Genomic DNA, 11,359 nt, shown 5'->3' with positions numbered 1-11,359 from the left:
GCGCGGCGCACGCCCGGGCGCTGCGCCTCGCCGAGTGGTACGAGACCGACCAGGCGCTGCTCATGCTGGGTGAGGCGCGCCTCGCGGCGGCCACCGTGCAGGGGTTGTTCAGCCGAACCTACTTCCGCGACCCCGGCGACGCGGTACGGCGTACCGGGCTGGCCGGCGCGGACATGACCGAGGTGGGTGCCGTGCTCGCCCGGCAGGCCGAGGAACTGGCCGCCCGGGGTCGCCCCGTCGACGGCACCGTGGACGATCTCCTCACCGCCTGACCCCCGTGGGGACGGCGGTTCAGCCGAGGCCGCCCTGAATGCCGATCAGCGCGCCGACCAGATAGGTCGCGGCGGCGGCCAGCGCCCCGAGGAGGAACTGGCGCAGGCCGCTGGACCACCAGGGGCGGTGGGTGAACCGGGCGACGACCGCGCCGGCCACGAAGAGGCCCACCCCGCCGACGCCGAGCGCCAGCCAGAGGCTGGTGAAGCCGAGCAGGTAGGTGATCAGGGGGACCAGCGCGCCCAGCGAGAAGCAGAGGAATGACGAGACGGCCGCCGCCCAGGGGCTCGGCTGCTCGTCCGGGTCGATGCCCAACTCCTCGCGGACGTGCATCCGCAGCGCCTCCTCGGGGTTGCGCCGGATCTCGTTCGCCACCTGGAGCGCGAGGTCGCGGGGCAGGCCCCGGGCCACCCAGGCTTCGGCCAGCTCGCGGGCCTCCGCCTCGGGATGCCGTTCCAGCTCGCGCCGCTCCTTGGCCACCTCGGCGGCCACCTGCTCGTTGGACGACCGGACGCTGGTGTACTCCCCCAGGCCCATCGAGATCGCCCCGGCGACCAGGCCCGCGGTGCCGGTGAGGACGATGCTGCGCGGCGATACGCCGCCACCGCCGACGCCGGCGATCAGGGCGATGTTGGTGACCAGGCCGTCCATCGCGCCGAACACGGCCGGCCGGAGCCAGCCGCCGGCCACGTCCGCGTGGTGCGCCTCGCGCAGCGCCGCCGGGGTGTCGGTCACGGCAGGGTCAGGATCTCGTAGCCGTCGTCGGTCACGACGATGGTGTGCTCGAACTGCGCCGTCCACCTGCGGTCCTTGGTGACCACCGTCCAGCCGTCGTCCCACATGTCGTACTGGTGAGTGCCGAGGGTGATCATCGGCTCGATGGTGAACGTCATGCCCGGCTCCATCACGTCGGTGGGCCGCGGGCTGTCGTAGTGCGGCACGTACAGCCCGCTGTGGAAGGACTCGCCGATCCCGTGGCCGGTGAAGTCGCGCACCACGCCGTAGCCGAACCGCTTCGCGTACGACTCGATCACCCGGCCGATGACGTTGATCTGCCGCCCCGGGGCGACCGCCTTGATGCCGCGCATCATCGCCTGGTGGGTCCGCTCGACCAGCAGGCGGGCCTCCTCGCTCACCTCGCCCACGCAGAAGGTGGCGTCGGTGTCGCCGTGCACGCCGCCGATGTACGCGGTGACGTCGACGTTGATGATGTCGCCGTCCTCCAGCACCGTCGAGTCCGGGATGCCGTGGCAGATCACCTCGTTGAGGCTGGTGCAGCAGGACTTCGGGAAGCCCTTGTAGCCCAGCGTCGAGGGGTAGGCGCCGTGGTCGCAGAGGAACTCGTGCACCACCTTGTCGATCTCGTCCGTGGTCACGCCCGGCTTGCAGTGCTCGCCGGCGAGCTGGGTGGCCTGGGCGGCGAGCCGGCCGGCGACGCGCATCTTCTCGATGGTCTCCGGCGTCTGCACGTGCGAGCCCCGCCACTCCTGCGGACGCTTCTTGCCCACGTACTCGGGGCGCGGGATGTGGGCGGGCACCGCTCGCCACGGGGAGAGCGTGCCAGGGGTCAGCGGCGCACGGACGGTCATGGGCACAGCCTATCGCCGCGGGCCCGGGTGACCCCGGCCACGGCCCGCTCGGCGGGGTTGTTGCCGCGCCGCAAGTGCTGTGCCATTGTTGCTCCGTGGATCAAGAAGGCGCGTCTTCCGTCTTCTCCGCGACCGCGGAGGTCGACGGTGACCACCTCCGCGTCACCGTCGCCGGCGAGGTCGACATGGCCACCGCCGACACCATGTTCCAGACCGTCCTCCGCGAGCCCGCCCGGCAGGTCACGCTCGACCTGCGCCGGGTCACCTTCTTCGACTCGGCGGCGATCCACGCCGTGGTCCGGCTGGCCCAGCGGTTCCCGGGGGCGCTCACCGTGCTGCCGTCCCGCCAGGTACGCCGGGTGCTGGAGATCTCCGGCCTGGGCGAGCAGGGCTGGCTGGCGCCCGCGTGAGCGGTTCGCCGGCGCCTCTCAGTCGGCCAACCGGCGGCGCAGCGTCACCGCGGTGCCGTCGCCGGTACGGGTGACGGAGAGTTCGCCGAGCGCCTGGATCAGCGCCAGGCCCCGGCCCCGGAAGCTGGATCCGCTCGACTCCCGCCACTGTCCGGTGTCCCGCACCGTGGCTGTCACCAACCGGTCCTCGATCGTGACCTCGACGGTGATCACCGCCTCGGCCGGGCTGACCGGGTGTTCGATGGCGTTCGCGGCGGCCTCGGAGATCGCCACCGTCAGGTCGAACAGGTCGGTCTCGCCGACGTGGTGGGCGACGAGGAAGTCCTCCAGTCGCTTGCGCAACACGCTGAGCCGGGTCGGGTCGGCCGGCAGCCGCAGCGCGAAGCGGTTCAACTCGGCCGCCTCCAACGCCAGCACCGCCACGTCGTCGTGCCGGGCCCGTCCGGCCACCCGCTCGACCACCGCGTCGACCAGGTCGGCCACGTGCTCACCCCGGGTGGTCGCGTCCCGCCGCAGCTGGTCGAGGCCGGCGTCGATACCGAGCCGCCGGTCCTCGACCAGGCCGTCGGTGTAGAGCAGCAGTCGGCTGCCGGGGGCGAGTTCACTCTCGACGGTCCCGTACTCGGCCTGCGCGATCGCGCCGATCGGCGGCCCGAGCGCCCGGTCGTGCAGGAGCACCACGTCGCCTCCCCGGATCAGCAGCGGTGCGGGGTGACCCGCGCTGGCGTACCGGAGCCGGCCGGTGCGCGGGGTGAACCAGAGGCAGACCACGGTGGCGAAGGATCCGCCCTCGGTGGAGCCGACCAGGTGGTTGAGCCGGGTCAGCGCCGCGCCGGGGTCGAAGCCCTCCAGCACGTACGCCCGCAGCGCGTTGCGGAGTTGGCCCATCGCGGCGGCGGCCCGGACCCCCTTGCCCACCACGTCGCCGATCACCAGCACCAGCTCGTCGTCCGGCGTGCGGATCACGTCGTACCAGTCGCCGCCGACCTCGACGTCGGCGCTGCCCGGCAGGTAGCGGCTGGCCACCACCGCACCGGGCAGCTGCGGCAGCGTCCGGGGCAGCAGGCTGTGCTGGAGCGTGGTGGCGATGCGGTGCTCGGCCTCGTAGAGCTGGGCGTTCTCCAGCCGTACCCCGACCAGCCGGGCCAGCTCGGTGAGCGCGGCCTGCTCGGTGCCGCCGCCCTCCCGGCGCCAGACCCGCAGCTCGCCGAGCTGCTCACCGGTGGTCCCGGTCAGCGGCAGCACCGCCGACGGCTCGAGCGGCGCGTCGCCGCCGCCGTCCGCCTCGTACCGGACGCCGGTGGCGGTGACCACCACCCGGACGGCCTCGGCGAGGCTGAGCGCGTGCCGGGCGGCGACCTGCACCACGTCGGCGGTGGACCGGGCGGTGTTGATCGCGACGGCGGCGTCGGCGAGGGCGCGCAGCCGGCGGATGATCTGCCCGCGCAGCTGCCCCAGCTCGACGTTGGCCCGGACCCGGGCGACCAGCTCGGGACTGGTGAAGGGCTTGGTCAGGTAGTCGTCGGCGCCGACGGCGAGCCCGGCGACCTCCTCGGCCGAACCGGCCCGGGCGGAGAGCAGCACGATCGGCACGTGCCGGGTGACCGGGTTGGCCCGCAGCGCGGTGACCAGGCCGAAGCCGTCCAGCCGGGGCATCATCACGTCGGCCAGCACGAGGTCGAACGGGGTGTCGACGGCGAGCCGCAGCGCCTCCACCCCGTCCGGCACGGTGACCACCTCGTAGGACGCGGAGAGCAGCCGGCTGACGTGCTCGCGCAGGTCGGCGTTGTCGTCGGCGAGCAGGATCCGCCCCGACCCGGCCGGCTGGACGCTCGGCTCCGGCAGGCCGCCGGGCGACGTGGCCCCGTCGGTCCAGAGCGCCGTCTCCGCCACGTAGAGCCGCGCCTGTTCCGACTCGGTGAGCGGCACCGGCGCGAGCGCGGCCACCCGGTCGGCGGGCAGGTGACCGTACCCGAACGGCACGGTCACCGTGAAGGTGGTGCCCCGGTCGACGACGCTGTCGGCCCGGACCGTGCCGCCGTGCATCTCCACCAGCTCGCGGACCAGGGCGAGCCCGATGCCGGTGCCCTCGTGGGTACGCGAGCGGGCGCCGGGTACCCGGTGGAAGCGTTCGAAGACGTGCGGCAGCTCGTCCGGCGCGATGCCGACGCCGGTGTCGGCGACCTCGAGCACCGCGACGCCCTGGCCGGGGCGGATCCGGACCCGGATCTCGCCGTCGAAGGTGAACTTCACGGCGTTGGACACCAGGTTGAGGACGATCTTCTCCCACATGTCCCGGTCGACGTAGACCGGCGCGGGCAGAGGCGGGCAGTCGACCACCAGACGCAGTCCGGCGCGTTCGGTGGCCGAGCGGAACGTGCTGGCCAGCCGGGAGGTGTAGTCCGCCAGGTCGGTGGGCTGGTAGCGGGCGGCCAGCCGACCGGACTCCAGGCGGGAGAAGTCGAGCACGGTGTTGACCAGCTTGAGCAGCCGCAGCGCGTTGCGGTGCATCATGCCCAGCCGCTCGAGGTACGGCGCCGGCAGCGTCGGGTCGGCGAGCAGGTCCTCCAGCGGGCCAAGGACCAGGGTGAGCGGGGTGCGGAACTCGTGGCTGACGTTGGCGAAGAAGTTGGTCTTGGCGCGGTCCAGGGCGGCCAGCTCGGCGGCCCGGGCCCGCTCCTCCTCGTACGCCCGCTGCTGGCCGACCGCCCGGGAGACCTGCGCGGCGACCAGCTCGACGAAGTCGCGGTAGTCGTCGGTGAACGGCAGCCGGCGGGCCACGCCGAGCAGCAGTACGCCGGCCGGCTCGTTGGTGGCGGTGAGCGGCAGCACCAGCGCCTGGTCGGCAGCGTCCGGCGGCACCTCGCCGAGCAGGTCGGCCACGGAGATCCAGCGGGGGCCGCTCTCCGCGGTCCCCGGTTCCGGCGGCCCGCCGGCGAGCGCACCGGGCGCCACGCCCGCGCAGCCGGCCAGCGCCGCGGCGCCGTCCTCGGCCCCGCGCAGCCAGATCGCGCTGAACGGCACGTCGGCCCGGTGCGTGTCGAGCACCCGGGCGACGGTACGGCCCAGCTCGACGCTGCTCTGCACGTCGGCGAGGGCGGTGCCCAGCTCGGCCAGGGCGCGCAGCCGGCGCTCACCGAGCACCCGGCCGGTGGTCTCATTGACGAAGCAGAAGATCCCGTTGACGCTGCCGTCGGCACCGCGGATCGGGTCGTACGAGACGTCGAAGTAGACGTCCTCGAGGAAGCCGTGCCGGTTGAGCACGAAGGGGTGGTTCTCGCCGCGGTAGGGCACGCCGGTGCGGTGGACCCCGTCCAGGAGCGGCCCGAGCACGTCCCAGGTCTCCGTCCAGTGCTCCCGCGCGGACTGGGCGATCACCGCCGGGTGCTTGTCGCCGATGGTCGGCCGGTAGGCGTCGTTGTAGAAGGAGAGATGGTCGCGGCCCCAGAAGACCACCATCTGCGCTCGCGACGAGAGCATCGTGCTGAGCGCGTGGGAGAGCGCGGGAGGCCACGAGTGCGGTGGGCCGAGCGGGGTGGTCGACCAGTCGAAGGCGCGCAGCCGCTCACCCATCTCGCCGCCGGCGGCGAAGGCGGCGGCCAGCAGCGGTGGGAGCTCGGCCTCGCCGGTCCCCGAGGACGCGCGACCCCCGTCCTCGCCCCCCTGGGCCGAGCCCATGCAGCCTCCTGCTCCGGCCTTGTCGACGACGACCGGCGCGACAGCGCCGGACGTCCCCGTCTCCTACCCCGATGGGCGAGCAACGTAACGCATCGCCGTCGGTCGTCGCTGGTTACCTACGCCTCATCCTGACGTAACCGTCGCCCCGCGGCGAGTCGGCACCGCCGCGGGTCGGACCGGCCCGGTCGGTGATCTTCGCGGAACGGTCGGCAGCAGCCCAGATATCCCCAACTCCGATTCAGGAAGCTCGCATCTGTGATCTGCGCTACACCTCGCCGGGTCCACCGGCCGCGGCCCGGACCAGGGCGGTCACCGGACGGGGATCCGCGTCGTTCTCCGGATGCCACTGCACGCCCAGCAGGAACCGCCGGGCCGGATCCTCGACCGCCTCGACCACCCCGTCGTCGGCCCAGCCGGTCACCGCGAGACCGCCGGCGTCCGCCACCCCCTGGTGGTGGTACGAGTTGACCCGGTCCACCCCGGCCATCACCGCCCCCGCCCGGCTGCCGGGGGCGAACCGGACCGGGTGCGACCCGTACACGCCGGGCGCCGGGCGGTGGCCGTCGTGGCCGACCACGTCCGGCAGGTGCTGGTGCAGCGTGCCGCCGTACCCGACCGCGAGCAGCTGCATCCCCCGGCACACGCCGAGCACCGGCAGGTCGACCGCGAGCGCGGCGATCAGCAGCGCCAACTCCCCGGCGTCCCGGTCCGGCCGGCTCTCGGTCCGTGGGTCCGGCGGTTGGCCGTACCGCTCCGGGCCGACGTCGGCGCCACCGGCCAGCAGCAGCCCGTCGAGCACCCGCAGCACGTCGGCGTCCCGGTCGTCCGGGGGCAGCACCACGGCCCGGCCGCCGGCCGCGGTCACCGCCCGCACGTACGCCTGCGGCACCAGGGTCGCCGGCACGTCCCGCCACACCGCCCAGCCGGCCGGCTCGACGTAGGCGCTGATCCCGATCAGCGGCCGCCTCATAACGGCGTTACGTAGGCGCCGGTGATCCCGCCGTCCACCACGAACTGCGCGGCGGTCATGAAGGAGGCGTCGTCGCTGGCCAGGAAGGCGACCGCGGCGGCGATCTCCTCCGGGTTGCCGAACCGGCCCATCGGCACGTGGACGAGGCGGCGGGCGGCCCGCTCCGGGTCCTTCGCGAACAGGTCCAGCAGCAGCGGGGTGGCGACCGGGCCGGGGCAGAGCGCGTTCACCCGGATGCCCTCGCGGGCGAACTGCACGCCCAGCTCCCGGGTCATCGCCAGCACCCCGCCCTTGCTCGCCGTGTACGCGATCTGGGACGTCGCCGCGCCCATCAGCGCCACGAAGGAGGCGGTGTTGATGATCGACCCCTTGCCCTGCCGGCGCATGTGCGGAATGACGTACTTGCAGCAGAGGTAGACGCTGGTGGTGTTGACCCGCAGCACCCGCTCCCAGGCGTCCAGCCCGGTCTCCAGGATGGAATCGTCGTCCGGTGGCGAGATGCCGGCGTTGTTGAACGCCACGTCCACCCGCCCGTGCCGGGTGACCACCCCGTCGAAGAGGTCCCGCACGGCCGTCTCGTCGGCCACGTCGGCGGCGACGAACTCCCCGCCCACCTCCTCGGCGGCCCGCTTGCCGGCGTCGGCGTCGATGTCCACGCAGACCACCCGCGCCCCCTCGGCGGCGAAACGCCGGACCGTGGCCAGCCCGATCCCGCTGCCCGCGCCGGTCACCACGGTCACCCGGTCCGTCAGTCGACCCTGCACTCTGCTCACTCCTCCGTGCTGATGAACACGTTCTTGACGTCGGTGAAGGCGTGCAACGCGTCCGGGCCCAGCTCGCGGCCGAGGCCGGAGCGCTTCATCCCACCGAACGGGGTCCAGTAGCGCACCGACGAGTGCGAGTTGACGCTGAGGTTGCCCGACTCCACCGCCCGGGCCACCCGGACCGCCCGGCCCACGTCCCGGGTCCAGATCGAGCCGGAGAGCCCGTACTCGGTGTCGTTGGCCAGCCGCACCGCGTCGGCCTCGTCGTCGAACGGGAGCACCGAGACCACCGGACCGAAGACCTCCTCGCGCCAGTGCCGGTCGGCCGGGCCGTCGGCGAGCAGCACGGTCGGGGCGTACCAGTAGCCGGGGCCGTCGGGGCGGGAGCCGGTGAAGGCGACCTTCGCGCCGTCGACGTACCCGGCGACCCGGTCCCGGTGGTGGGCGGAGATCAGCGGGCCCATCTCGGCGCTCTCGGCGGCGGGGTCCTCGACCCGGAACGCGCGCACGGCCGGCTCGAGCAGTTCCAGGAAGCGGTCGTACACCGGGCGCTGGACCAGGATCCGGGAGCGGGCGCAGCAGTCCTGGCCGGCGTTGTCGAAGACCGCGTACGGCGCGGTGGCCGCCGCCCGCTCCAGGTCGGCGTCGGCGAAGACCAGGTTCGCGGACTTGCCGCCCAGTTCCAGGGTCACCCGCTTCACCTGTGCGGCGCAGCCGGCCATGATCCGGGTGCCGACCTCGGTGGAGCCGGTGAAGCAGACCTTGCGCACGGCCGGGTGGCTGACGAAGCGCTCGCCGACCACGCTCCCCCGCCCCGGCAGCACCGTGAACACGCCCTCCGGCAGCCCCGCCTCCAGGGCCAGTTCGGCGAGGCGCAGCGCGGTCAGCGGGGTCAGTTCGGCCGGCTTCAGCACCACCGTGTTGCCGGCGGCGAGGGCCGGGGCGAAGCCCCAGCCGGCAATGGGCATGGGGAAGTTCCACGGCACGATCACCCCGACCACGCCGAGCGGCTCGTGGAAGGTGACGTCGAGCCCGCCGGGCACCGGGATCTGCCGTCCGGTCAATCGTTCCGGTGCCCCGGCGTAGTAGTCCAGGACGTCCCGGACGTTGCCGGCCTCCCAGCGGGCGTTGCCGATGGTGTGCCCGGCGTTGCGCACCTCCAGCAGCGCCAGCTCCTCCCGGTGCGCGTCCACCACCGCGGCGAACCGCCGCAGCAGCCGCGCCCGATCCCCCGGCGCCACGTTCCGCCACGACTCGTACGCCGCCGCCGCCCGCTCGATCGCCACGTCCGTCTCGGCCGCCGAGGTCGCCGCCACCGTGGCCACCACCTCCCCGGTGGCCGGGTTCCGCACCTCACTCACCCGCCCGCCCTCCCTCTCTCCCGCGATCTTGCGACTGTGGCCCCGGCAAAAGCCGCTCATCACCACGGCTCAAGGGCAGAAAGTGCAAGATCGCGGGAAGCGGGCGGGGGTCAGAGGCGTTCGAAGCCACGGGTTAGCTCCCAGTCGGTGACGGCGGCGTCGAAGGCGGCGAGTTCCACCTTCGCGTGGTTGGCGTAGTGGGCGACGACCTCCGCGCCGAAGGCGTCGCGGGCCACCGTCGAGTCCTGCCAGAGGGTGAGGGCGTCGCGGAGGGTGCCGGGGACCCGCTCGGCGGCCCCGTCGTCGTACGCGTTGCCGCTGCACTCGTCGTCCAGCTCCAACTCCCGCTCGATACCGTGCACCGCCCCCGCCACCAGCGCGGCGATCGCCAGGTACGGGTTGACATCCGCCCCGGGTACCCGGTTCTCCACCCGCATGCCCTGGCCGTGGCCGACCAGCCGCAGCGCGCAGGTGCGGTTGTCGGTGCCCCAGCGCAGCGCGGTCGGGGCGAACGAGCCCGGCTGGTAACGCTTGTAGGAGTTGACGTTCGGGGCGAAGAGGAGGCTGAACTCCCGCATGGTGGCCAGCAGCCCGGCCAGCACCCGCTGCCCGGTCACCGACAGGTGCGCCGGGCCGTCGCCGAGCATGGCGGAGCGGCCGTCCGCGTCGCGCAGCGAGAAGTGGATGTGGCAGGAGTTGCCCTCGCGGGCGTTCGGCTTGGCCATGAAGGTGATCGACATGCCCTCCTGGGCGGCGATCTCCTTCGCTCCGTTCTTGTAGATGACGTGGTGGTCGGCGCAGGCCAGCGCCGCGTCGTAGCGGAAGGCGATCTCGTGCTGGCCGAGGTTGCACTCGCCCTTGGCGCTCTCCGGGGTCAGCCCCGCCCCGGCCATCTCCCTGCGGATCCGCCGCAGCAGCGGCTCCACCCGGGCGGTGCCGAGCAGCGAGTAGTCCACGTTGTACTGGTTGGCCGGGGTCAGCTCCCGGTAGCCGCGCCGCCACGCCTCCTCGTACGAGTCGCGGAACAGCACGAACTCCAGTTCGGTGCCGGCGTACGCGGTCAGGCCGTGGGCGGCCAGCCGGTCGAGCTGGCGGCGCAGGATCTGCCGGGGTGAGGCGATCACCGGGCCGGAGCCGTCCAGCCACTCGAGATCGGCCAGGAGCAGCGCGCTCCCCGGCTGCCACGGCATCCGGCGCAGGGTGTCCAGGTCGGGGCGCATCGCGAAGTCGCCGTACCCGCGTTCCCAGCTCGACATCGCGTATCCGTCGACGGTGTTCATGTCGACGTCGACGGCGAGCAGGTAGTTGCAGCCCTCGCTGCCGTGCGCGACGACCTGGTCGAGGAAGTAGGGGGCGTGGAAGCGTTTGCCCTGCAAGCGCCCCTGCATGTCGGTCAGCGCCAGCACGACCGTGTCGATCTCGCCCTCGGCGACCGCGACCCGGAGCTGTTCGAGCGTGAGCGGAGCTTTCGTCATCGGCGAGCCTCCATGGGAAAGGTCTACTACCAGACCTTTGGATCCGTCAATGGCCGCCCCGGCTCAGACCAGCAGCCCGCGCAGCAACTCCGCGGTGCCGTCGCAGTGCTCCTCCATGGTCGAGCGCGCACCCTCGGGGTCGCCTCCCAGGATCGCATCGACGACCCGGGTGTGCTGGGCGTCGGAGTGGTCGAGATTCCGGTCGATGACCGGGATCGCGGCGAGGAGCCGGTCGAGGGTCAACTGCACGTCGGCGACGGCCGCGGCCAACGACGGCGAGCCGCTGGCCGCGGCGATCGCCAGGTGCAGCCGGGAGTCCGCGACGCGACGGGTGAGCGGGTCCCGCTCCCGGGAGGCGGCCAGCGCGGCGACCAGGTGCTGCCGCTGCGCCGCCGCGAGGCTGCGGCCGGCGGCCAGGGCCGCCGCGCCCGACTCCAGCACCCGCCGGAAGTCCAACGCGTCGTGCAGGCGGTCGCCCATCTCCCGGGCCAGCTCCCCCGCGTCGTCCCCGGCGCCGGGGGCGGGCAGCGCCGAGCGGACGAAGGTGCCACCGGTTCGCCCGCGGCGGGACTCCAGGTAGCCGGCGTCGCGCAGGGCGGCGATCGCCTCCCGCAGGGTCACCCGGCTGACCTGGAGCCGTTCGGCCAGGTCGCGTTCGGCCGGCAGCCGCTCGCCGGCCCGGACCATGCCGAGCTTGATGGCCTGGGCGAGGCGCGCGACGGTGATCTCGAAGGCGTTGCCGCCGCGCACCGGGCGCCACACCGGCAGGGCGGGCACGGCACGGTCGCGCGCCGCCGGCATCGGGTCACCCGGAGCCGCGCGAGCGGCGGCGGTGGGCG

General features: G+C 73.5%; 9 protein-coding genes and 1 pseudogene. 2 read left to right on the top strand and 8 right to left on the bottom strand.

The window, feature by feature from the left end; all coding sequences use genetic code 11:
- Positions 1–272: pseudogene (locus tag ACWEVO_RS16725) on the top strand (nucleotidyltransferase domain-containing protein); the annotation flags it as partial.
- 19 nt (positions 273–291) lie between these two features.
- On the opposite strand, the gene ACWEVO_RS16720 reads toward ACWEVO_RS16725, so the two are convergent.
- On the bottom strand, positions 292–1,008 hold the full coding sequence (locus ACWEVO_RS16720) for a VIT1/CCC1 transporter family protein (RefSeq protein ID WP_452308425.1): 717 nt from the start codon (positions 1,006–1,008) through the stop codon (positions 292–294).
- The gene (gene map / locus ACWEVO_RS16715; protein WP_452308424.1) at positions 1,005–1,862 is read right to left on the bottom strand and encodes a type I methionyl aminopeptidase; all 858 of its coding nucleotides are present in this window, start codon (positions 1,860–1,862) and stop codon (positions 1,005–1,007) included. The genes ACWEVO_RS16720 and map overlap by 4 nt, the downstream gene beginning before the upstream one ends.
- Before the next feature lie 95 nt (positions 1,863–1,957).
- Between map and ACWEVO_RS16710 the strand changes: the two genes are divergently transcribed.
- Positions 1,958–2,272, top strand: a complete 315-nt coding sequence (locus ACWEVO_RS16710) for an STAS domain-containing protein (protein ID WP_452308423.1) — start codon at positions 1,958–1,960, stop codon at positions 2,270–2,272.
- 18 nt (positions 2,273–2,290) lie between these two features.
- Here ACWEVO_RS16710 and ACWEVO_RS16705 read toward each other — a convergent pair whose 3' ends face one another.
- From ACWEVO_RS16705 to ACWEVO_RS16680, 6 genes are all read right to left on the bottom strand, one after another.
- A complete protein-coding gene (locus tag ACWEVO_RS16705) occupies positions 2,291–5,950 on the bottom strand; it encodes a SpoIIE family protein phosphatase (RefSeq protein WP_452308422.1) in 3,660 nt (1,219 codons plus the stop codon).
- A 265-nt stretch (positions 5,951–6,215) separates the two neighbouring features.
- Positions 6,216–6,920 (bottom strand): gamma-glutamyl-gamma-aminobutyrate hydrolase family protein, encoded by a 705-nt coding sequence (locus ACWEVO_RS16700; protein ID WP_452308421.1) that lies wholly within the window; start codon positions 6,918–6,920, stop codon positions 6,216–6,218.
- Positions 6,917–7,684 (bottom strand): 3-oxoacyl-ACP reductase, encoded by a 768-nt coding sequence (locus tag ACWEVO_RS16695; protein WP_452308420.1) that lies wholly within the window; start codon positions 7,682–7,684, stop codon positions 6,917–6,919. Before ACWEVO_RS16695 ends, ACWEVO_RS16700 begins: the two co-directional genes overlap by 4 nt.
- Before the next feature lie 5 nt (positions 7,685–7,689).
- The gene (locus ACWEVO_RS16690) at positions 7,690–9,045 is read right to left on the bottom strand and encodes an aldehyde dehydrogenase family protein (RefSeq protein WP_452308419.1); all 1,356 of its coding nucleotides are present in this window, start codon (positions 9,043–9,045) and stop codon (positions 7,690–7,692) included.
- A gap of 110 nt (positions 9,046–9,155) precedes the next feature.
- Positions 9,156–10,520: a glutamine synthetase family protein gene (locus ACWEVO_RS16685; protein ID WP_452308418.1), complete on the bottom strand. Its 1,365-nt coding sequence runs from the start codon at positions 10,518–10,520 to the stop codon at positions 9,156–9,158.
- Positions 10,521–10,583: 63 nt separating this feature from the next.
- On the bottom strand, positions 10,584–11,359 hold a 776-nt coding region (locus ACWEVO_RS16680; protein ID WP_452308417.1), incomplete at its 5' end, for a FadR/GntR family transcriptional regulator.

The sequence above is a fragment of the Micromonospora sp. NPDC003776 genome (assembly GCF_053605645.1).
This window is presented reverse-complemented; position numbering and strand designations above follow the sequence as displayed.

Excerpts from the sequence above, each read along its gene's own strand:
- ACWEVO_RS16705 (WP_452308422.1), bottom strand. The coding sequence starts at position 5,950 with ATGGGCTCGGCCCAGGGGGGCGAGGACGGGGGTCGCGCGTCCTCGGGG.
- ACWEVO_RS16700 (WP_452308421.1), bottom strand. The coding sequence starts at position 6,920 with ATGAGGCGGCCGCTGATCGGGATCAGCGCCTACGTCGAGCCGGCCGGC.
- ACWEVO_RS16685 (WP_452308418.1), bottom strand. The coding sequence starts at position 10,520 with ATGACGAAAGCTCCGCTCACGCTCGAACAGCTCCGGGTCGCGGTCGCC.
- map (WP_452308424.1), bottom strand. The coding sequence starts at position 1,862 with ATGACCGTCCGTGCGCCGCTGACCCCTGGCACGCTCTCCCCGTGGCGA.